The sequence below is a fragment of the Acidovorax sp. JHL-3 genome, assembly GCF_000526295.1.
GTDB lineage: Bacteria > Pseudomonadota > Gammaproteobacteria > Burkholderiales > Burkholderiaceae_C > Acidovorax > Acidovorax defluvii.
Genome location: NZ_JAFU01000001.1, coordinates 2,112,029 through 2,133,864, shown reverse-complemented (window position 1 = coordinate 2,133,864; position 21,836 = coordinate 2,112,029). Strand labels below are relative to the sequence as shown.

The 21,836-nt window shown below is 60.7% G+C and carries 22 protein-coding genes; 10 read left to right on the top strand and 12 right to left on the bottom strand.

Translation table 11 applies throughout. The annotated features are described in order from the left end of the window. Window positions 1–30: 30 nt before the first annotated feature. The 5 genes from trxA (at window position 31) to K226_RS0110010 (ending at window position 5,580) form a co-directional block, all read left to right on the top strand. Window positions 31–363 carry a thioredoxin TrxA gene (gene trxA, locus K226_RS0110030; protein ID WP_024814681.1) on the top strand — a complete coding sequence of 111 codons (333 nt, stop codon included), beginning with the start codon at window positions 31–33 and terminating at the stop codon, window positions 361–363. 259 nt (window positions 364–622) lie between these two features. Next, the gene (rho, locus tag K226_RS0110025) at window positions 623–1,885 is read left to right on the top strand and encodes a transcription termination factor Rho (RefSeq protein WP_024814680.1); all 1,263 of its coding nucleotides are present in this window, start codon (window positions 623–625) and stop codon (window positions 1,883–1,885) included. Window positions 1,886–2,148: 263 nt separating this feature from the next. Then, window positions 2,149–2,406: a type B 50S ribosomal protein L31 gene (locus K226_RS0110020; RefSeq protein WP_024814679.1), complete on the top strand. Its 258-nt coding sequence runs from the start codon at window positions 2,149–2,151 to the stop codon at window positions 2,404–2,406. 103 nt (window positions 2,407–2,509) lie between these two features. Beyond that, window positions 2,510–4,213, top strand: coding sequence for a glycosyltransferase family 39 protein (locus tag K226_RS0110015; RefSeq protein WP_024814678.1), 1,704 nt, complete (start codon window positions 2,510–2,512; stop codon window positions 4,211–4,213). After that, window positions 4,213–5,580, top strand: a complete 1,368-nt coding sequence (locus K226_RS0110010) for an MATE family efflux transporter (RefSeq protein WP_024814677.1) — start codon at window positions 4,213–4,215, stop codon at window positions 5,578–5,580. Before K226_RS0110015 ends, K226_RS0110010 begins: the two co-directional genes overlap by 1 nt. Here the strand turns inward: K226_RS0110010 and phoR are convergent. From phoR to pstC, 6 genes are read right to left on the bottom strand one after another with little or no spacing between them, the layout of a single operon-like run. Further along, the gene (gene phoR, locus K226_RS0110005) at window positions 5,495–6,877 is read right to left on the bottom strand and encodes a phosphate regulon sensor histidine kinase PhoR (protein WP_024814676.1); all 1,383 of its coding nucleotides are present in this window, start codon (window positions 6,875–6,877) and stop codon (window positions 5,495–5,497) included. The genes K226_RS0110010 and phoR overlap by 86 nt on opposite strands. Window positions 6,878–6,933: 56 nt before the next feature. Beyond that, window positions 6,934–7,641 carry a phosphate regulon transcriptional regulator PhoB gene (phoB, locus tag K226_RS0110000; protein ID WP_024814675.1) on the bottom strand — a complete coding sequence of 236 codons (708 nt, stop codon included), beginning with the start codon at window positions 7,639–7,641 and terminating at the stop codon, window positions 6,934–6,936. A gap of 15 nt (window positions 7,642–7,656) precedes the next feature. Then, on the bottom strand, window positions 7,657–8,361 hold the full coding sequence (phoU, locus tag K226_RS0109995) for a phosphate signaling complex protein PhoU (RefSeq protein WP_024814674.1): 705 nt from the start codon (window positions 8,359–8,361) through the stop codon (window positions 7,657–7,659). A gap of 12 nt (window positions 8,362–8,373) precedes the next feature. After that, window positions 8,374–9,159, bottom strand: a complete 786-nt coding sequence (gene pstB / locus K226_RS0109990; protein WP_024814673.1) for a phosphate ABC transporter ATP-binding protein PstB — start codon at window positions 9,157–9,159, stop codon at window positions 8,374–8,376. Window positions 9,160–9,174: 15 nt separating this feature from the next. Next, on the bottom strand, window positions 9,175–10,056 hold the full coding sequence (gene pstA / locus K226_RS0109985) for a phosphate ABC transporter permease PstA (RefSeq protein WP_024814672.1): 882 nt from the start codon (window positions 10,054–10,056) through the stop codon (window positions 9,175–9,177). Continuing rightward, complete coding sequence (gene pstC / locus K226_RS0109980; protein WP_369795428.1) at window positions 10,053–10,979, bottom strand: phosphate ABC transporter permease PstC; 927 nt, start codon at window positions 10,977–10,979, stop codon at window positions 10,053–10,055. The genes pstA and pstC overlap by 4 nt, the downstream gene beginning before the upstream one ends. On the opposite strand from pstC, the gene K226_RS20230 reads away from it, so the two are divergent. Then, entirely contained in the window at window positions 10,978–11,145 is a 168-nt protein-coding gene (locus tag K226_RS20230; RefSeq protein ID WP_238324215.1) for a hypothetical protein, read from the top strand. The genes pstC and K226_RS20230 overlap by 2 nt on opposite strands. Here the strand turns inward: K226_RS20230 and pstS are convergent. Beyond that, window positions 11,138–12,178, bottom strand: a complete 1,041-nt coding sequence (gene pstS / locus K226_RS0109975) for a phosphate ABC transporter substrate-binding protein PstS (protein WP_024814670.1) — start codon at window positions 12,176–12,178, stop codon at window positions 11,138–11,140. The two genes, K226_RS20230 and pstS, sit on opposite strands and share 8 nt — an antisense overlap. Before the next feature lie 208 nt (window positions 12,179–12,386). Here pstS and K226_RS0109970 point away from each other — a divergent pair, with 208 nt between their 5' ends. From K226_RS0109970 to K226_RS0109955, 4 genes are all read left to right on the top strand, one after another. Continuing rightward, complete coding sequence (locus tag K226_RS0109970; protein WP_024814669.1) at window positions 12,387–12,881, top strand: fasciclin domain-containing protein; 495 nt, start codon at window positions 12,387–12,389, stop codon at window positions 12,879–12,881. Window positions 12,882–12,905: 24 nt separating this feature from the next. Beyond that, complete coding sequence (locus tag K226_RS0109965; RefSeq protein WP_024814668.1) at window positions 12,906–14,093, top strand: ABC transporter substrate-binding protein; 1,188 nt, start codon at window positions 12,906–12,908, stop codon at window positions 14,091–14,093. 70 nt (window positions 14,094–14,163) lie between these two features. After that, the gene (locus tag K226_RS0109960) at window positions 14,164–15,645 is read left to right on the top strand and encodes a Ppx/GppA phosphatase family protein (protein ID WP_024814667.1); all 1,482 of its coding nucleotides are present in this window, start codon (window positions 14,164–14,166) and stop codon (window positions 15,643–15,645) included. After that, window positions 15,642–16,211, top strand: coding sequence for a hypothetical protein (locus tag K226_RS0109955; protein WP_369795427.1), 570 nt, complete (start codon window positions 15,642–15,644; stop codon window positions 16,209–16,211). Before K226_RS0109960 ends, K226_RS0109955 begins: the two co-directional genes overlap by 4 nt. Window positions 16,212–16,256: 45 nt before the next feature. On the opposite strand, the gene sixA is transcribed toward K226_RS0109955, so the two are convergent. The 5 genes from sixA to K226_RS0109930 all read right to left on the bottom strand — a co-directional run bounded on the left by sixA (window position 16,257) and on the right by K226_RS0109930 (window position 21,743). Then, window positions 16,257–16,721 (bottom strand): phosphohistidine phosphatase SixA, encoded by a 465-nt coding sequence (gene sixA / locus K226_RS0109950; RefSeq protein WP_024814665.1) that lies wholly within the window; start codon window positions 16,719–16,721, stop codon window positions 16,257–16,259. Then, the gene (ppk1, locus tag K226_RS0109945; RefSeq protein WP_024814664.1) at window positions 16,718–18,910 is read right to left on the bottom strand and encodes a polyphosphate kinase 1; all 2,193 of its coding nucleotides are present in this window, start codon (window positions 18,908–18,910) and stop codon (window positions 16,718–16,720) included. The genes sixA and ppk1 overlap by 4 nt, the downstream gene beginning before the upstream one ends. Before the next feature lie 69 nt (window positions 18,911–18,979). Next, entirely contained in the window at window positions 18,980–20,041 is a 1,062-nt protein-coding gene (locus tag K226_RS0109940) for a glycosyltransferase family 1 protein (RefSeq protein WP_024814663.1), read from the bottom strand. After that, the gene (locus K226_RS0109935) at window positions 20,038–20,859 is read right to left on the bottom strand and encodes a UDP-2,3-diacylglucosamine diphosphatase (protein ID WP_369795467.1); all 822 of its coding nucleotides are present in this window, start codon (window positions 20,857–20,859) and stop codon (window positions 20,038–20,040) included. Before K226_RS0109935 ends, K226_RS0109940 begins: the two co-directional genes overlap by 4 nt. A gap of 47 nt (window positions 20,860–20,906) precedes the next feature. Next, entirely contained in the window at window positions 20,907–21,743 is an 837-nt protein-coding gene (locus K226_RS0109930) for a GNAT family N-acetyltransferase (RefSeq protein ID WP_024814661.1), read from the bottom strand. Window positions 21,744–21,836: the final 93 nt, after the last annotated feature.

Sequence of the window (21,836 nt, the reverse complement as noted above, 5' to 3'; positions counted from 1 at the left end):
CGCAACCCGCTCAAAATCAAGGAATCCGCAATGGCCAGCGAACTCATCAAACATCTCTCTGACGCCAGCTTCGAAGCCGATGTGCTCAAGGCCAGCACCCCGGTGCTGGTGGACTACTGGGCCGAATGGTGTGGCCCCTGCAAGATGATTGCCCCCATCCTGGACGAAGTGGCAGGCACCTACCAGGGCAAGCTGCAAATCGCCAAGATGAATGTGGACGAGAACCGCGAGATTCCCGCCAAGTTCGGCATCCGTGGCATCCCCACGCTGATGCTGTTCAAGGACGGACAGCTCGCCGCCACCAAGGTGGGCGCCATGAGCAAGGCCCAGCTCACCGCATTCATTGATCAGCAACTGGCCTGATTCCGGACTGCCTGCCAGCGCCCTGGTTTCGGGGTCGCTGGCCAGGTCAAGGCCCTGTTTGTTTTTTGCCTGACACCGCCATCGTTGTGCATCGCGGTCGGCACGGATTTTTTTCCTGTCATAATTTCACCAGATCACCGGCTTGCACGCATTGGCAACCGGTTCGAGATCCCCAGGCAAGCCGGGGCTGCAAACAGCGGCTCTCCCAGCTTCCGCCTCTCCCCCAAGATTCACACCAGCTCCGCCAAGGAGTCACTCCATGCACTTAAACGAACTCAAGGCACTGCATGTGTCTGAAGTCCTGAAGCAAGCCGAAGAACTCGAAATCGAAAACACGGGCCGCATGCGCAAGCAGGAGCTGATGTTTGCGATCATCAAGAAGCGGGCCAAGACCGGGGAACAAATCATTGCCGACGGCGTGCTGGAAATTCTGCCCGACGGTTTCGGCTTTCTGCGCAGCCCCGACACGAGCTTCACGGCAAGCACGGACGATATCTACATCAGTCCCAGCCAGGTGCGTCGTTTCAACCTGCACACCGGCGACATGATCGAAGGTGAAGTCCGTACACCCAAAGACGGTGAACGTTACTTCGCACTGAACAAACTCGACTCCGTCAACGGCGGCTCACCGGAGCAGAACAAGCACAAGGTGATGTTCGAAAACCTGACGCCCCTATTCCCCAAGGAGCAGATGCGCCTGGAGCGCGACGTCAAGAGCGAAGAGAACATCACCGGCCGCATCATTGACATCATTGCCCCCATCGGCCGTGGCCAGCGCGCACTGATCGTCGCTCCGCCCAAAAGCGGCAAGACGGTGATGATGCAGCACATCGCCCACGCCATCACGGCCAACAACCCCGACGTGCACCTGATGGTGCTGCTGGTGGATGAGCGCCCTGAAGAAGTGACCGAAATGCAGCGCACGGTGAAGGGCGAGATCATCGCCTCCACCTTCGACGAGCCCGCTGCACGCCACGTGCACGTGGCCGAGATGGTGATCGAGCGTGCAAAGCGCCTCGTCGAGTTGAAAAAAGACGTGGTGATCCTGCTGGACTCCATCACCCGCCTTGCCCGCGCCTACAACAACGTGGTGCCGTCATCCGGCAAAGTGCTGTCGGGTGGTGTGGACGCCGCCGCACTGCAGCGCCCCAAGCGCTTCTTTGGCGCGGCGCGCAAGGTCGAAGAAGGCGGTTCGCTCACCATCATCGCCACGGCGCTGGTCGATACCGGCAGCCGCATGGACGAAGTGATCTTTGAAGAATTCAAGGGCACTGGCAACTGCGAAATCCACCTGAACCGCCGCCTGTACGAAAAACGCGTGTTCCCCGCCATCGAACTCAACAAGAGCGGCACGCGCCGCGAAGAGCTGCTGCTGGCGCCAGAGATTCTGCAGAAGACCCGCATCCTGCGCCAGTTCATGTACAACATGGACGAGATCGAGTCGATGGAACTGATGATCAAGAACATGAAGGCCACCAAGAGCAATGTCGAGTTTTTCGACATGATGCGAAGAGGCGGGTAAGCCCCCTGAGCCGCCACCGGCGTCATCCCCCCAGGGGGGGCGCCACCGGTGGCCTGGCAGAGCCAGTTCCACGGTGGCAGTGGCATGAGCGCGGCTCGGAGTTAAGCGCCACGGGAAAAGTGGCGCAGCAATCCACCCAAAATGACGTCAACCGCGTCTATGCCATAATCGTGGGCTTTTTCTGCGGAAAGTACGCTGGATGTTTCACGAGGCAAAGGTTGCCTCGGGTCCCGCACGGCTCCCGCACTTGACAAGGATTGATCATGAAAGAAGGCATTCACCCCAACTACCGCGAAGTTCTGTTCGTGGACCTGTCCAACGGTTTCAAGTTTGTGACCCGCTCTTGCGCGAACACCAAGGAAATGGGCAAGACCGACGACGGTCGTGAGCTTCCCATGTTCAAGCTGGACACCTCCAGCGAATCGCATCCTTTCTATACCGGTACGCAAAAGTCCGTGGACAACATGGGCGGCCGCGTGGAGCGTTTCCGCAACCGTTTCGGCAAGACTGCAGCCAAGTAATTCGCCGCATTTCCGCCAAGAAGGCAGCACGGGCAACCGCGCTGCCTTTTTGTTTGGATTTGCCTTTATTCTCGGCAGTCAGCCATTGCCCTTCCTCTGACGCGTGAACTCTCCCACCCCCGCCATCGTTACCCAGAACGCCGCTCGCCCGCTTCCCCGCTGGGCCTTGCTGTTGCTGTGCCTGGCTTATGTCGTGCCGGGCTTTGTGGGCAGGGGCCCCTGGAAGAACGCCGATGTTGCGGCTTTTGGCTACATGCAAGAGCTGGCGCACGGGCACACCGCATGGCTGCGGCCACTACTGGGCGGCATGCCCCCCGAAACCGACGGTCTGCTGCCGTATTGGCTGGGCGCCTGGGCCATCCAGATCACACCCGATTGGCTGATGCCCCCCGAAATGGCGGCGCGACTGCCGTTCATGGCGCTGCTGGTGCTGACGCTGGCAGCAACCTGGTACGGCGTTTACTACCTGGCGCGCAGTCCGGGTGCCCAGCCGGTGGCGTTTGCCTTTGGCGGCGAGGCCAAGCCCTCGGACTACTCCCGCGCCATCGCCGATGGCGCCTTGCTGGCCCTGATTGCCTGCCTGGGTCTGGCACAGCTTTCGCACGAAGCCACGGGCTATCTGGCACAGCTTGCATGCGCAACATTGATCTTCTTTGCCGTGGCCACCCTGCCCTATCACACCGTGGCACCGGCCGTGGCCATGGTGGCGGGCATGGCGGGGCTCACACTGGCCGGCGCGCCCGCACTCGCCACCTTGCTGGGCGTGGGCAGCATCGCGCTGGTGGCTTTTGCTCCGGCCACCCCCTCTGAGCGGCGTCTGCGCTGGGCGGTGATGCTGGCCATCGTCACGGTGCTGGCGGCCATGCTGGCGTGGCAACTGGATTTGTGGCGCTGGCGCCTGCTCGACACGGCCACCCAGGGCAAAGAGTTCAAAAGCCTGGCGCGGCTGCTGCTGTGGTTCGGGTGGCCTGCATGGCCCATGGCCGCCTGGACGCTGTGGCGCTGGCGCAAACAGCTGTTCAACCGCCAGGTGCACCGCCACCTGTGGCTCCCCCTGTGGTTCTCAATTGTTTCGGTGGGCGCCACGCTCACCACACAACCGGCAGACCGGGCCCTGCTGGTGGGCTTGCCGGCCATCGCCACACTGGCGGCATTTGCGCTGCCCACATTCCGCAGCAGCATGGCGGCGCTGATCGACTGGTTCACTTTGCTGTTCTTCAGCATCTCGGCCCTGGCCATCTGGGTGATCTGGTTTGCCATGCAGACAGGCGTGCCGTCGAAGCCCGCAGCCAACGTGGCCAAGCTTGCTCCGGGGTTCACGCCCGAGTTCTCATGGCTCGCGCTGGCGGTGGCACTGGCGGCATCGCTGGCCTGGTGCAGGCTGGTGTGGTGGCGCGCGGCGCGCAACCGCGCCGCCATCTGGAAAAGCCTGGTATTGCCTGCCAGCGGGGCGGCGCTGGGCTGGCTGTTGCTGACCACCCTGTGGCTTCCGCTGCTGGACTACGCCCGCAGCTATGCCCCCCAGGCGAGCCAACTCGCATCCGCACTGGGCCCCGAACCGAGCTGCGTGCAGATGGTTGGCCTGAGCAGGGCCCAGGTGGCCGCGCTGCAATACCACGCCAAGCTGCGCCTGCAGCCGGCCAGCAGGAACACCGACTGCCCCTGGCTGGTGGCAGACAACGAAGCATGGCCAGCGCCCGAAAATCTGGTGAACCCTGACCTCTGGACACGGGAAGCCACCATCGGTCGCCCCACCGACAGGAAAGAGTTCATCTTGCTGTTCCGGAGAGCAGCATCGCCCGACTGATGTCGGAGTCGTCCACCATTTCCCGCCACGCCCTGACCGTGCTGACGGGGCAACTGGCCGTAATGGCCTTTGGCGTGACCGACACCGTCGTGGCCGGACGCCATGGCGAAGCCTCCCTGGCGGCTCTGTCGGTGGGCTCGGCAATCTTCATCAGCGTCTATGTTGCACTGATGGGGATCTTGCAGGCCCTTTTGCCCGTCTGGGCCGAACAGCGGGGCGCGCGCAACCCCGGTGCCATCGGAAAATCGCTGCGCCAGGCACTTTACCTGTGTGCTGTGGCATCGGCAGTGGGCATGTTCATCCTGCTGTCGCCCGGTCCGCTGTTGCGCTGGACCGAGGTGCCACAGGCATTGCGCACCGATGTGGGGCGATACCTGGCGGTGCTCGCCCTGGCGCTGCCGCCCGCACTGCTCTTTCGCATTTACAGCACACTGAACCAGGCCATTGGTCGCCCGCAACTGGTGACCTGGCTTCAGGTGGGCTCGCTGTTCATCAAATTGCCGCTGTCGATATGGTTCACCTTTGGGGGCGCAGGCCTGCCGGCGCAAGGCGTTGTGGGCTGTGCATGGGCCACATTGGTGGTCAATGTCAGCATGCTGGTGCTGGCGTTCTGGCTGCTGCGCACCCAGGACCTCTACGCACCACTGCGCATCTGGCAACGCATGGAACGCCCCCATTGGCCCACCATCCTCGGCTTTGCCCGACTGGGCGTTCCTGCGGGGCTTGCCATCCTGGTAGAAGTGACTTCGTTCACATTGATGGCCCTGTTCATTGCGCGCCAGGGCACCGTGGCCACCGCAGCACACCAGATCGCGGCCAACGTGGCGGCCGTACTGTACATGGTGCCACTGTCGCTGGCCATTGCCACCAGTGCGCGGGTGAGCTATTGGCTGGGGGCTGGCAACACAGCCCAGGCCCGCGGCGTCGTTTTTATAGGTTTTAGGCTTTCAGCCCTTATGGGTGTTGCGCTAACAGCTATATTATTAATAGCAAACGAGGCCTTGGCAGGCCTGTATTCCAGTAGCGCCGCCGTGGTGGGCGTCACCGGCGGGCTGCTGCTGTGGGTTGCGGCCTACCACGCTGCCGACGCCGTGCAGACCCTGTGTGTCTTTGTGCTGCGCAGTTATCGCGTCACCATCGCACCCCTGGTGGTGTATTGCCTGTTGCTGTGGGGTGCCGGACTGGGCGGTGGCTATGTGCTGGCGTACCACGGGTTTGGCCCATGGGCGCCCATGGGGTCTCCGGCGCCGTTCTGGGCGGCCAGCGCGCTGGCGCTGGCCATCACGGCAGGGCTGTTTGTGCTGATGCTGTGGGTTGCAATCCGTCCGGCAGCGCAGGGCGACGAAGCCGGTTCGCGGGAAACGTGACCGAGAAGACCGATCCCTTGCCGAGCGCACTGGTGATATCGAGCGTGGCGCCATGGCGCTGCACTGCATGTTTGACGATGGCAAGCCCCAGGCCTGTGCCACCCGTTTCCCGAGACCGGCTGCGGTCCACGCGGTAGAACCGCTCGGTGATGCGCGGAATATGCTCTGGCGCAATGCCTGGCCCGGTGTCGCTCACGGAAAAAATGGCGTTGCCGTCGGCCGTGTAGCGCCACTGCACGGTGATGGTGCCCCCTGCAGGTGTGTAGCGCACGGCATTGCTGATGAGATTGGACAGCGCGCTTTGCAACTCGGACGGCACGCCGGCAATATCGCCCGCGGCACGCAAATCCTGCGCAGCAGGAAACTGGAGCACATGGTGACGCTGGTGGTTTTGCGTCAACACGGCCGAAAGGGCCCGACTCTCTTCTTCACAACGCTGCATCAGGGCCTGCACCGGCGTCCATTCGGACATGCCCGGCAAGGGGCTGCCCTCCAGGCGCGAGAGCGTCAGCAGATCGTGCACCACGCTTTGCATGCGCGCCGCCTGCTGGGCCATCATCGCCAGATACCTGGCACGCTCTTCTGCGTCCAGTTGCAGGGTTTGCAGGGTTTCCACAAAACCGGTGAGCACCGTGAGCGGCGTGCGGATTTCGTGCGAGACATTGGCCACGAAATCACGGCGCATGGCGTCGGCCTGCTCCAGGGCCGTGACATCCCGGGTCAGCAGCAGCTTGCGGCCATCGCCATACGGATGCAGGTGTACCGAAATGCGCACAGGCCGCGATGGCGTGCTGTCCCGCCCCGGCAGCACCACCTCGTGGGTGAAATCCTGGGCGGCATAGTAAGCACTGAAATCGGGGTCGCGCACCAGGTTGCCAATGGACTGCATGACATCGCGCTGGGCATCGAACCCGAGCTGCGCCGCCGCAATCTGGTTACACCACTCAATGCGCCCCTCGGCGTCCAGCAAGACAACGCCGTTGGGCGTGGCCTGAAGCGCCGCCAGAATTTCCTGCAGGCGCTGATCGCTGTCCCTGACCTGCGCCTGGTGCTGGCGCAGCAGGCGCCGCGCCCGGTCCGTGGCCTCACCCCACATGCCAAATATGGACGGCACCGCTGACAGGTTACCCGAACGCAGCCACTGCAGCACACGCGCGCCCCGCCACAAATCGCCGCCAAACCAGAACCAGGCGGCCACCGCAGCCCCTGCCGCAGCGCCCCAGGGGCCCTCCAGCCACCAGCCGAGCGCCCCCCCGGCAAGCTGCAAGGCCAGAAAATACCCAAAACGCCAGAATATGCGCACTCACTCTTTCCCGGTAGTCACAGAGGCCGTTGCGCCCCCGCTTGAAACAGTCAGGCCCGTAACAGTGCAGGCGGCTGCGCCGTGAGGCGATAACCCGCGCCGCGCACGGTTTCCACCATCACGCCAGCGGCTCCCAGGGCCTCGCGCAGCCGCTTCACATGCACGTCCACCGTCCGCTCCTCGATGAAAACATGGTCACCCCAAACCTTGTCGAGCAGCTGCGAGCGGCTGTGCACGCGCTCGGAATGCTTCATGAAGAAATGGAGCAACTTGAACTCGGTAGGCCCCACCTTGAGTGGCTGCCCCTGAAAGGTGACACGGTAGGTGCCCGCATCCAGCGCCAGATCTCCGATGGTGACGCTGTCACTCACCTGCTCGGGTGCACGGCGCCGCAGCACCGCCCGGATGCGTGCCAGAAGCTCTTGGGTGGAAAACGGTTTGGTGATGTAGTCGTCCGCCCCGGCGTCAAGCCCCGCCACCTTGTCGGGCTCGTCCCCCCGCGCTGTCAGCATCAGGATGGGAATGGGTTTGGTGCGGCTGTCCGCACGCCACTTGCGCGCCAACACAAGGCCGCTTTGGCTTGGCAGCATCCAGTCCAGCAGGATTACGTCGGGCAGAACGGCATCGAGCTCGCGCTGGGCCGATTCGCCGTCTTCGGACCAGATCGGCTGAAAACCGTTGTGGCGCAGGTTGACGGCAATCAGCTCGGCAATTGCCGGCTCGTCCTCGACAATCAATACGCGGGGTAGCTTTTTCATGTCAACGCCAATCGGTCACAAAAGCACAGCAGATTCAATTTCATCCATCGTCGTATGCCGCACGTCTTTGCCTTTGACGAGGTAAATGACGAGCTCGGCAACGTTCTTGGAATGGTCGCCAATGCGCTCGATAGCCTTGGCCAGGAACAGCAGATCCAGGCTGGCAGAGATCGTGCGGGGGTCTTCCATCATGTAGGTGATGAGCTTGCGCACAAAGCCATCGAACTCCTTGTCGATAAGGTCGTCCTCCTTGAGGATGGCCAGCGCCGCCTTGGTGTCCAGCCGTGCGAAAGCATCCAGCGCCTTGCGCAGCAGGCCCGAGGCCATGTCGGCGGCAACGCGCAGGTCACTCGATGGCAGCGAACGGGCGGCACCACTTTCAATAATCGACTTCACCATGCGGGCCATCTTGTTGGCCTCGTCACCCATGCGCTCCAGATTGGCGGTGGCCTTGGAAATCGACAGCAGCAGCCGCAGATCGCGGGCTGTGGGCTGGCGCCGGCCAATGATGGATGCGAGTTCGTGGTCGATCTCGACTTCCATACCATTTACGCGCTGCTCAATCAAACCTACCTGCTCTACTGCTTCGAGGCTGAAATGCGAAAGGGCGTAAATGGCCTGGCGAATTTGCGACTCCACCAGGCCGCCCAGTTCCATGACGCGGGCAGAAACGCCGTTGAGTTCGCTGTCGAACTGCGATGAAAGGTGTTTATCAGCCATCTATTTGCCTCCTCAGCCGAAACGGCCGGTAATGTAGTCTTCGGTTTCCTTGCGCTGGGGCTTGAAGAACATCTGTTCTGTTTCCCCGAACTCCACCAGGTCTCCCAGATACATGTACGCGGTGTAGTCGCTGCATCGTGCCGCCTGCTGCATGTTGTGCGTGACGATGACCACCGTGTAGTCTTCCTTCAGCTCTGCAATCAGTTCTTCGATCTTGGCAGTAGAGATCGGATCAAGGGCCGAGCACGGCTCGTCTAGCAACAGCACCTCCGGCTTGATGGCGATGCCGCGGGCAATGCACAGACGCTGCTGCTGCCCGCCTGACAGGCTGGAACCGCTCTGGTTGAGCTTGTCCTTGACCTCATTCCACAGCGCTGCCTTGCGCAAGGCCCACTCCACGCGGTCATCCATGTCGGTGGCACTGAGGCTTTCAAACAGCTTCACACCAAAGGCGATGTTGTCGTAGATGGACATGGGGAAAGGCGTGGGTTTCTGGAACACCATACCGATCTTGGCCCGAACCAGCGCCACATCCTGTTTGGTGGTCAGCAGGTTTTCCCCATCCAGCACGATCTGGCCCTCGGCGCGCTGCTCGGGATACAACTCGAACATGCGGTTGAAAGTGCGCAGCAGGGTGGATTTTCCGCAACCCGACGGGCCAATGAAGGCCGTCACCTTGTTCTGGGGAATATCCAGGTTGATGGACTTGAGGGCATGGAACTTGCCGTAGTAGAAGTTCAGGTCACGTACCGTGATCTTGGAAGGTCCGGGGGGCGAGTTCTTGAGATTGGAGGGCATGAAAGTCTTCCTTGCTTATTTCTGCCGGGTCAAAACCCGTGCGAGGATATTGAGTCCGAGAACGGCCACAGTGATCAGGAACACTCCCGCCCAGGCCAGGTGTTGCCAGTTCTCGTAGGGGCTCATGGCAAATTTGAAAATGGTGACAGGCAAGCTGGCCATGGGCTTGGACAAATCCGAGTTCCAGAACTGGTTGCTCAAAGCCGTGAACAGCAAAGGCGCCGTCTCACCGGCAATGCGCGCCACTGCCAGCAATATCCCCGTGATCACACCAGCCCGAGCCGCCCGCAGGGTCACCATGGTGATCACGCGCCACTTGGGCGTACCCAGGGCATAAGCGGCCTCACGCAGGCTGGCTGGCACCAGGATCAGCATGTTTTCGGTGGTCCGGATAACGACTGGAATCACGATCAATGCAAGTGCAAAAATCCCGGCGTAGGCCGAAAAGCTCTTGAAGCGTGCCACCACGACGGCATAGACAAAAAGGCCGATCACGATGCTGGGCGCCGACAGCAGAATGTCGTTCACGAAGCGTGTGGTGGATGCCAGCCAGCTGCGCACGTCGTACTCCGCCAGGTAAATGCCCGCCATGATGCCGATGGGGGTGCCCACGAAGGTGGCCAAAAACACCATCACCAGCGACCCGTAGATGGCATTCGCGATGCCCCCGGCTTCGTTGGGCGGCGGCGTCGATTCGGTGAAGAGCGCCAGGTTCAGCCCACCCACCCCCAGGCGCACGGTTTCCCACAAAATCCACACCAGCCAGAACAGGCCAAACGCCATGGCGGCCAGCGACAAGGTCAGGGCAATCTGGTTGACCCGCTTGCGACTGTTGTAGCGAGCCTGCCGCGCCTGATTGACATCAGCCGCCGAAATAAGACGCTGCGAGGTGGTCATGTGCGGGCTCCTTCATTCTTTTGAAGGCGTGACAGCAATATCTTGGACAAGGTCAACACCACAAAGGTGATGAAGAAAAGCACCAGCCCCAGATAAATCAGGGATGCTTGATGGAGGCCTTCGCCAGCCTCTGCAAATTCATTCGCAAGTGCCGACGTGATGCTGTTGGCGGCCTCAAACATGGACAGCGAATCGAGTTGGTTCATGTTGCCAATGACGAACGTCACCGCCATGGTCTCACCCAGTGCGCGCCCCAGTCCCAGCATGATGCCGCCGAGCACGCCCGTCTTGGTGTAGGGCAGCACAACTTTCCACATCACCTCCCAGGTCGTGGAACCCAGACCATAGGCCGATTCTTTGAGCAGCGCCGGCGTAACGTCGAAAACATCGCGCATCACGGACGCGATGAACGGAATGATCATGATGGCCAAAATAATGCCCGCAGACAAAATACCAATGCCAACCGGAGGCCCGGAAACAAACGCTCCCAGGTAAGGGATGTCAGCGAACATGGCCTGCAAGGGCTGCTGCACAAAGCGTGCGAGGATGGGGCCAAACACCATCAGACCCCACATGCCATAAACAATTGAGGGCACAGCGGCCAACAATTCAATTGCAGTCCCCAGGGGCCGTTTCAGCCACGCAGGAGACAGCTCTGTGAGAAACAGCGCGATACCAAAGCTCACGGGCACGGCAATCAACAGCGCAATGAATGACGTGGCCAGCGTGCCATAAATCATGACCAGGCCGCCGTATTCGTCCTGAACGGGGTCCCAAACGCTGCGCGTGAGGAAGCTCAGGCCGTAGTGGGAAATGGAGGGCCATGCCCCCGCCACCAGCGAAGCCAGGATACCGAACAGCAACAGCAAGGTAAGAATGGCAGCGCCACGCGCCAGCCATCCAAAAATACGGTCCGCCAACATGCCCGATATCAACGAATTTTTAGGTGGAGGTGTGGTCCGTTGGGTACCAGAGGCCACCTCGGAGGGTGGGCTCTGGCGGACCGGCATCGTAGTGGACACGTTGGTAGCCTTGAAAAGTGAAATCAAAAAGGCCGGCACTGTGCCGGCCCGGGGATTGATTACTTGAACGACACAGCCTTGCCGGATGTGTCCTTGATGTCAGCCCAGGATTTCAGGATGTTGGCCTTGACAATGTCAGGCATGGGCACGTAATCCAGGTCCGCAGCCGTTTTGTCACCCGACTTGAAAGTCCAGTCAAAGAACTTCAGCGCTGTGGCGGCATCAGCTGGCTTTTCTTGTACTTTGTGCATCAGGATGAAAGTCGGGTTGGTAATGGGCCAGGTGGCATCACCAGGCTGGTTCGTCAGAATCAGGTAGAAGTTCTTGGGCCAGACAGCACCAGCAGCCGCGGCCTTGAAACCAACGTCGTCCGGGGTGGCAAACTTGCCCGCTGCGTTTTGCATCAGCGTGTACGTCATCTTGTTTTGCTTGACATAGGCATACTCCACGTAACCAATGGAGTTGGGCAGGCGGCCCACAAAAGCGGCCACGCCTTCGTTGCCCTTGCCACCGGCACCCACGGGCCAATTCACCGCCGTACCCTCACCCACCTTGGTTTTCCACTCTGGATTGACCTTGCTGAGATAGTTGGTAAAGACAAAGGTGGTGCCCGAACCGTCAGCGCGACGCACTGGCGCAATGGTGGCATCCGGCAGCGGCACCGAAGGATTCAGCGCCTTGATGGCGGGATCGCTCCAATTGGTGATCTTGCCCAGATAGATGTCACCCAGCACCTGTCCCGTCAGCTTGATCTGCCCCGGATTGATGCCCTTGATGTTGACCACCGGCACCACACCACCAATCACGGTAGGGAACTGCACCAGACCCTTCTTTTCAAGATCCTCGTCCTTCAGGGGCATGTCGGAGGCACCGAACGCCACGGTCTTGGCATCAATCTGGCGCAAACCAGCACCCGAGCCCACCGACTGATAGTTGACCCTCACGCCAGTGGCCTTGTTGTAGTCAGAAGCCCACTTGGAATACAGCGGCGCCGGAAACGTGGCGCCAGCGCCCGTAACCTCTTGCTGCGCCATGGCACCAGAAAATGCTCCAGCAGAAGCCACACCAGCCACCAGAACACGAATCACGGACATTTTCATGAAGATACCTTTTGGGTTGAAAAAGTTGAGATGTCGCGACTCTAGATTTCCGATATGACATTGTCGTGACAATTATCCCCGTCTGTCACACACCCATTTCTCCGAGTCTCAGATGGGAGATTGAATCAAATCGTCACATCTTTGTCACGACTGCTGCGTAGTCTGCGGCGACCGACATGCGTCGGCTATCCACTTTCAGGAGAATTCCATGTTTCGCCGCTATGCACTTCAATCTGCACTCGCCCTGGTGGCAGTGACCGCCCTGGGCGCCTGCGCCACCCGCGCCCCCGCACCCCAGACCTTGGCCGAAACGGTTGCCAAGACTTCCTCGTTGCAGACGTTCAACACCCTGGTGGCAGAAGCCGGCATGACGGAAACGCTCAAGGCTGCAGGCCCTTACACCGTTTTTGCACCATCTGACGCAGCCTTCAAGGCGGTTCCCGCGAAGACGCTGACAGCACTCAAGGCAGACAAGGCCATGCTGAAGTCTGTGCTGAGCTATCACATCGTGCCATCACGCATGGAATCCAAAGACGTGAAGCCAGGCAACGTCAAGACTCTGGGAGGCGCAATGATCGCTTTGGCGCGCGCCGGCAATTTTGTCACTGTGGAGGATGCCATGGTGGAGCAAGCTGACATCGCCGCCAGCAATGGCGTTGTCCATGTGGTGGACCGCGTCATGATGCCGCCCAAGAAGAAATAACCTTTCTTAGCGCATCGAATCGCCATGTATCTTCCCGATTGCCCAGCGGCTTCGCTGAATCGCCGCCAATGGATTGGTTGGACCGCTGCCGCAAGCGCCATGATGGCCGGCGAAGCCATGGCCCAGCCCCTGCCAGCCAGCGCCCCCCGCAACGCAGAGGGGGAAAGCTCGCTGGTGGTGGCTCAAATAGTGGATTTGACTTTCAGCCAACAGGACGTCAGCCGTGACTTTCTGGTCGGCTCCCGATCTGCCTGGCAGGACTTGAATGCGCGCGGCGGCGTGCGTGGCCGTGCTGTGCAGCATGTCACCCTGGAAACCGATGGCACGCCAGCAGGCCTTAAAGCCGCGTGGCAAGCGGCCCATCGACAAACTGGCTGCATGGCATTGTCGGGCTGTGTGGGCAACACCGCCGCCGCAGGGCTTGTCGCCTTGCAGTCTTCGGCCGACGTGGCTTCGCCCCTGGCAATGGTTGCCCCGTGGTTACACAACGCGGTGACGGACGCCCAAGCCGAGGCGACATTTGAGGTATTCCCCGACCACCAGCTACAGATTGCGCACGCCATCAAGACCCATGCGTCCCTGGGCGTAAAGCAGATCGGCGTGGTCTTTGCCACCGCACAGGTGCAACAACAGTCGCAAGCCTATGTCCTCCAGGCCGCGAGAAACCTGGATCTGCAAGCCCAGATACTGCCACTGCCGGGCGCAGGTGGTCCTGCGGACAGCCAGCTTACCAACCCATCACAGACCATTATTTTGTTTGTAGGAGGGACGCCAGAGCTGCATGCGTTTACCAGCAACCTGGTCGCCCCACCGGGTCGACAGTGCTTTGTTGTGGCGCTGGCCGATGTGAACCTGCAGGTGCTCGCCCAGATGGGGGGCATGCCCAAGGGCACGTCCATCATCGCCACCCAGGCAGTTCCTTTGATCACCTCCAGCCTGCCCGTGGTGCGCGCTTACCGTGACGCACTGAGCCGCTTCTTTGATGAAGCCCCCTCGCCGCAAGGCTTGGCAGGGTTCATTGCGGCGCGCTACACCGCTGAAATTCTTGGCGGCATTTCAGGCCCCATCACCCGCGCCAGCATGCTCGCGGCGTTGCAGCGGCGTAATGATGTGAACGTCGGCGGATATGTGGTGGCCTACCAAGGGAAAAAACGGTCCAACGCCTACGTGACGCAAAGCATGTTGACGCAGGACGGCCGCATCATCGGCTGACACCGCTCTGGACACCGGTATGCGGGTGCTATGCTGCCCGCTTGAGATCAAGCGCATCACGCGCAGAAACATGCACAACGGAACACTGCTCGCAGCTGTAGATCTGGGATCCAACAGCTTTCGCCTTGAAATCGGCCGCTTCGAGCATGGCCACATCCAGCGAATGGAATATCTCAAGGAAACCGTGCGACTGGGCAATGGTCTTGACGAAGAGTTCAATCTGACACGGGAAGCCATGCAGCGCGGTTGGGACTGCCTGGCGCGCTTTGGAGAGCGGCTGGCGGGTTTTGAGCGCGCCCAGGTGCGCGCCGTGGCAACGCAGACCCTTCGTGAAGCCCGCAATCGAGAAGAATTTCTGGCCCGTGGCGGTGAAATTCTGGGTTACCCCATCGATGTGGTTTCGGGCCCCGAGGAAGCCCGGCTGATCTACCAGGGGGTTGCGCGCCTGCTTCCTCAGTCAGACGAGCGCCGTCTGGTGGTGGACATTGGTGGCCGATCCACCGAGTTCATTCTTGGCCAGCAATTCAGGCCCCACACCGTGGCCTCTTTCAGGGTAGGCAGCGTGGCATGGTCCACGCGTTACTTTGCCGACGGGCAGTTCACAAGGCAGGCCTTTCTTGCCGCTGAAATTGCCGCCAAGGCGGTGCTCGATGAGGCTCTTGGCACCTTCCGACCGGACACCTGGGATGTGGCCTACGGGTCTTCCGGTACCGCTGGAGCGGTGGGCGACATCCTCGCAGCTGCGGGCGGCCCTGAGGGGCTCATCACGGCGGAGGGCCTCGACTGGCTCCAGGACCGCCTGTTGCGCTCACACCAGGCGGACCGCGTGCGACTGGAGGGGCTCAAGGAAGACCGGCGGCCCGTGATTGGCGGTGGCATCAGTGTGCTGCGGGCAGTGTTCGACCTCCTGGAGATCCGTCAGATGCATGTAGCGCAAGGCGCGCTGCGCCAAGGGGCACTCTACGATCTGCTGGACCGCGAGCAGCCCGAGACCGACTTGAGAACCACCACGGTGAACGGCCTCATGCAGCGCTTCTCGGTGGACATAGCCCAGGCCGAACGGGTGGCCCGTGTTGCATCAACCCTCTTCACGCAGGCGACACCCCAGACCAGTGAGCGTGCCGCACGCAAGCTGGAATGGGCCGCTCGCCTGCATGAGATTGGCGGCATCATCTCGCACAGCGACTACCACCGCCATGGCGCCTACATTCTTGACCACGCCGATGCGGCGGGGTTTGCGGTTTCAGAGCTGCACAGGCTAGGCGCACTGGTGCTGGGACAGCGGGGAAAGGTCCGCAAGCTTGAAATCGAACTGATCAATGACCCAGGGTTTTGCCTGCAACTGTTGAGTCTTCGCGTGGCGGTTGCGCTGTGCCACGCCCGTCGAGACCCGGATGTGGATGGCCTGTCGTTGCGGGCATTGGGCTCACGCCACACGATCAGTACCCGTGCAGGGTGGGCTGCCGCCTACCCGCAATCTGCCCACCTGCTGCGCGAAGAAATTGTGGCCTGGCAAAAAACGCCCTGGGAGCTGGAGCTCAATCTGGGATGACTGGGCGCAAAAAACGATATAAACTGTTTATATCGTTTATTCATCCATTCACCATGACCACATCCAACCCGACCCCCAGCCAGAACGCTGCTTCAACGACCGCCCAACAGGCAGCCAAAACCACTACGGCGGGCACACATCCAGCGCCAGCTGCCTCCAAGGTAAAAAAAGCGGTGGTGCAAGAAACCAAGACAGTGGTTAAAGCGCCGGCAAAGAAGCCTTCCAAGCGTCCCGCAGATACCGCCCCCGCCAAGGCGAAGGCTGCTGCTCCTGCGCCAGCGCTGCCAGCCAAGGAAGTCCGCGCCAAAAAGCCCAAACTGGTGCGCGACAGTTTCACCATCCCCAAGGATGAGTACGCAGTAATTGAGGCCCTGAAGCAACGGGCAAACGCGCTCGCCCAACCAGTCAAGAAAAGCGAGTTGCTGCGCGCCGGGTTGAAGATGCTGGCGGGGCTGTCAGATGCAGCATTGCGCTCGGCACTGCAGGCGGTGCCCTCCATCAAAACGGGCCGCCCCAAGGCTGAAGCCCCTGCCACGAAACCATCGACCAAAACTACCCGCAAGTAAGTTGAGCCTGCTGGAGAGTGTTCCAGCGCCATCCAAGACCGAGAGTCATAGGAATTCGGGGGACTGCACCGTCATGAGCACGGTCTGGCAACGGTCCAGCCGTTCGCGTTGGCGAAGCCACCACACGGCGCCTTTGCGTACGGCGCATTCCGGTGCCTGCAAACCCAGCAGTTGCGCAATTGTCTGCCCAAGCACGGGTTGATGACCAACGATCAGCACTGCCCCACGCGCGCGTGGCCATTGGGCCAACTCCAGCAATTCCTCTACGCTGCCGCCGGGCAGAAGTTCGGCGCGCATCTTGAACTTGCGTCCCAGTGCCCTGGCCGTCTGCTCCGTTCGCCGCGATGGGCTTGAGAGCACCCTCAAACCTTCGGGCAGTTGCCTGTCCAGCCACGCGGCCATGCGGGCCGCCTGTTTCTCGCCCTTAGGGGTGAGGGCACGGGCTGTATCGTCCATTCCATCTGCCGCTTCTTCGGCTTCTGCATGACGCCAGAGGATGAGGTCCATCATGCCAGCCCCTGATCAGTTCGCCCTGCAGGCGAAGGCGCGCTGTATCGCCCCATCAGCGCATTCTGGGCACCCCGACCGGTTACGGGATGGCGAGCACGCTCATAGGTTCCATCTGCATTGAGCGTCCATGCGTCCTTGTCGTCGTGAAGATAGGCCACCAGGCACTCATCCACGATCTGCTGGCGCAGCACCGGATCTGTAACCGGCCACGCCAGTTCCACTCGACGCATCATGTTGCGGTTCATCCAGTCGGCGCTGGAAAGATACAAATCCTCCTGCTCCCCTGATCGGAAATAAAACACCCGCGTGTGCTCCAGAAACCGGCCAATCACCGAACGCACACAGATGTTGTCGGTGACACCGGGCAACTGGGCCGGCAACATGCAAGCGCCCCGCACGATCAGGTCAATCCGTGCCCCCCGCTGACCGGCAAGAATCAGCGCCCGGATCAAGGCTTCGTCGGTCAGGGCGTTCATCTTGGCAACGATGCGTGCATCTTCTCCACGACTGGCCGCAAGACCCACCTGCTCGATCTTTTCCACCATGCGGCGTTGCAAGTGAAACGGCGCCAGCAGCAGCCGGCGCAACTTGGGCGGGCGATTCTGACTGGCCAGATGGTTGAACACCCCGTCCATGTCTGCGGTGGTTTCCTCATCCGCAGTGAGATAGCTCAGATCGGTGTACAGCCGTGCAGTGCGCATGTTGTAGTTGCCCGTGGACAAATGCCCGTAGCGCCGCAACTGACGTCCTTCCCGTCGCGTAACCAGCAGCATTTTGGCGTGGGTTTTGAGCCCCACCACACCGTAAACCACCTGGGCACCAATGGACTCAAGCGCTTCGGCCCAATTGATATTGGCTTCTTCATCAAAGCGGGCTTTGAGCTCCACCACCGCCATGACCTCTTTGCCGCGCCGCACCGCCTCGGTCAACAGATCCATAAGCTCCGAGTCTGAACCCGTGCGGTAAATGGTCTGCTTGATCACCAGGACCTGGGGGTCATTGACTGCCTCGCGCAAAAAGGCCAGCAAACCGTCAAAGCTCTCGAACGGCTGGTGCATCAAAATGTCCCGGTGGCGCAATTGCTCAAGGATCGAAACACCGGGCTGCATCTGCCGCGGCCAGACGGAGCGCCAGGGCGGAAACAACAACGCGGGGTCGTTGACCAGATCCACCAGCTGCGTTAGCCGCACGAGATTGACCGGCCCACCAACACGGTAAAGCGCGGCACCCGGCAAGTCAAACTGTTCCAGCAAAAAGTCCGAGAGAAACACAGAACAACCGGCAGACACTTCCAGACGCACTGCCTGGCCGTAGTGGCGGTGCTGCAAGCCCTGGCGCAAGGCAGTTCTCAGGTTGCGGACATCTTCTTCGTCGAGCGCCAGATCGGAGTGGCGCGTAACGCGGAACTGCGAAAACTCGGTGACCTCACGCCCCGGAAACAGGTCGTGCAGATGCGCCCGCACGATGCTGGAAAGACTGACGAACAAGGCCTCCTTGGGAGCAACCTTGGGCGGCATGCGAATCAGCCGCGGCAAGGCACGGGGCACCTTCACAATGGCGATTTCGTTTTCGCGACCAAACGCATCACGGCCCTTGAGGCGCACAATGAAATTCAAGGACTTGTTGGCGACCTGTGGAAACGGATGGGCAGGATCGAGCCCCACGGGAATGAGCAACGGCCGCACTTCGCGCATGAAATAGTCATGAACCCAGCGCTTCTGGCCCTCAGACCGTTCACCGTGCGGAACAATGCGAATGCCCTGTGCTGCAAAAGCGGGAACCAGCGATTCGTTGTACAGAGCGTACTGGCGCGCAACAAGATCGTGCGCCTGGGCTGACAGGGCTTCAAAGGATGCTTCTGTATACAGACCTTTGGTCTCACCGTTTTTGGCCGCGGTGATGTGCGGCGCAGCCCTCACCTCAAAAAACTCGTCCAGATTGGAAGACACAATGCACAGATAGCGCAACCGCTCCAGCAGCGGCACATCGGTGCGAACGGCCCAATCAAAAACACGCTCATTGAAAGCCAGAATGCTGTGATCCCTGTCCAGGAGTTCTACCGGCGGCTGCTGTCCTGATTGCGTTCCAGACTTGCTGTCGGGCGTCTGTGCGGCGCCGGCACCTGTCTTAACGACAGGCAGGTTGGCGACCAGCGAGGCCACGGCAGCTTCATGGGACAGTGGAGACATGGGCGCGCAATATCTGGTTGTACAAAACCCTTTCAGTATTTAACACATACATGACAGCGCTGTGACACCTTATATGACAGACACAAGGCGACTCAACCCGCCTGAACGGGCTGGCACCAGATACTGAACGAAGAGCCCGGTCGCCTTTGTCCACGTGAAATCCATTGCACGGCGACGCGCTTCGTGCCGGGGCACCGCCAACGCTGCCTGACAAGCAGACAGCAGATCGGTGTTCAAAATACCACCCCGCGCACCTTGCGGCTCGAAAGCCCCAAGAACCTCCAGCGGCCCATCCACCGGGTAAGCAGCAACAGGGGTCCCACAGGACATCGCTTCCAGCATGACCAGCCCAAAGGTTTCCGAGCGGCTGGGAAACACAAACACATCCGCAGCGGCATACAGTGCAGCAAGGGATTGCCGATCCAAAAGCCCGACCCAGCGCACCTCGGGGTAACGCTCCTTCAACCGTCGCTCAAGTGGACCCACGCCACACACAATCTTGGTGCCAGGCATCTTCATCTGCAAAAAGGACTCAAGGTTCTTTTCGTACGATATTCGCCCCACAAAAAGGCTCACAGGATGCGCCAGCGCACCCACCAGAGGACTGGGCACAGCTTCCCCCTGAAACGGGAATGCCTGCGTATCGACGCCATGTGTCCACTGGCGCAAATTGCGAAAGCCACGGTGCTCCAGCATCTGCAGGACCCCTTGGGTGGGTACCATGATTCCCGAAGATGGGCGATGGAAGTGCCGAAATAACGCATATCCCCACGCCAGCGGAACACGCAAGGCGGCATTCAGGATTTCAGGAAACCGCGTGTGAAATGCCGTAGTGAAGGCGAGCTTGCGCCGCAGACAGTAACCACGGGCGGCCCATCCGAGGGGGCCCTCCGTGGCAATGTGTATAGCGTCTGGACGTATGGTGTCCATGGCTCGACCCAAAGGCCCTGCCGGTCGCACTGCAAGATCGATGCCCGCATAGCCTGGACACGGGCGGGTCCGAAACTGGCCAGGGTGGATCACATGCACCTCATGCCCCAATACCTCCAGGTGCCGCACCAACTCCACGAGTGTGGTCACCACTCCGTTCACCTGCGGATGCCACGCATCGGTCACCAGCGCAATCTTCATGTGGCCACTTCCACAATCGGGGCGGTGGACAGCGCCCTGCAAAGGACGGGCCATTGCAACAACTCCAGTCGACCATCCATGTGTTCGACCAGCGCAGTGTGGCTCTCGACCCAGTCGCCATCGTTGCAATACAGAATACCGTCGATCTCGCGCATCTCCGCGCGGTGGATGTGTCCGCACACCACGCCATGGTGTCCACGCCGGCGCGCCTCGGCTGCAACCGCCACCTCAAAATCCGTCACATAGTTGAGCGCCTTTTTGACTTTGCCCTTGAGGTATGCAGACAGCGACCAATACGGCAGACCCATGCGCGCCCGCAACGAATTGAGATACCGATTGAGCTTGAGAGTGAACTCGTACAGATTGTCCCCCAGATATGCCAGCCACTTGGCGCACTGGATGACACCATCAAAGTAGTCACCGTGGGTCACCCAGAGCTGCCGGCCATCGGCTGTCAGGTGCACGGCATCTTCAACCACCTCGATCCCGCCAAATGAATGCCCCACGAACGCGCGGGCAAACTCGTCGTGATTGCCCGGCACAAACACTACGCGGCACCCTTTGCGGGCACTGCGCAACAATTTTTGCACCACATCGTTGTGCGCCTGTGGCCAGAACCATCGGCGACGCAGTTGCCACCCGTCCACGATATCTCCCACGAGATACAGCGTTTTGCTGGGGTGGTGCTTCAGAAAATCCAGCAGGGCCGTTGCCTGGCAGCCTGGCGTTCCCAGGTGCAAATCGGAAATAAACACGGCCCTGAAACAATACGGTTCTGGCACATGCGATTCATCTGCGTTGCTGGTGACCTCCGCCATTCCGGCGGCAGCGCCCCAAGCCCCCAAGGCGTCAAACGCCGCGCGCATCAGGCCCCCAGAAAATGCTTGCGGTAGCGGGACGGCAAATCGGCAATGCGCATCAGCATCGGAAGGTCGGCGGTATTGAAATCCGGGTCCCAGGCAGGCGCCCCCAAAACCCGGGCGCCCAGACGCAGGTAGCCCTTGATCAAGGCGGGTGGTTCGATCAGCAGAGATCCGTCGAGCTGTTCCACCGGCAATGGCAACCGAGGCCGCACATGAAAATCAATCGGCGCCATATGGGTCTGGCGCAACTGCTGCCAGATGCTTGCCGCAGCGTCGCCGCTCACAACACCGTTGTGCAGCATGGGAATGCTGGCGCAACCAATCATGGTGTCGAGTTGATTGCGCACCATGAAGTCAGCCAAAGCCCCCCACAACGCCAAGATGACACCCCCATGGCGGTGATCCGGATGCACGCAGCTGCGGCCCAACTCAACCATGCGGGGCCGCAAACTGCGCAACCGGGTCAGGTCAAACTCATTGTCGCTGTAGGTGCCCCCCACCCGCTTCGCTTGCGCCGGGGTGAGCACGCGATAGGTGCCAATCACCTGCTGGCTTGTCACATCGCGCACCAAGAGATGCTCACAGTAGTCGTCAAACAGATCGATATCGTGGCCGGGCAAGGTCGTTGACAGACGCGCACCCATTTCTGCAGCAAAAACATCAAATCTCAGCCGCTGTGCCTGACGCACTTCGTCCAGGTGCCGTGCCCAACCCACCTGCACATTCCCCTGCACCTGCACCAACGGAGATACGCTGCTTTTGCCGTCTGTGCGACCAGGCTCCCCTGCTGACAGGGAAGCCGATAAAAGCGGCAGATGCAGGCTGGGCGACTCATTCATGGGACGGCTCCTAGGGAAAGGAAGGGGGTTTTTCCGGAAATCGCTACCCATGGACAGGCATCGCTTCCTCGCAGTGCAGTCTGAAAGCCTGCT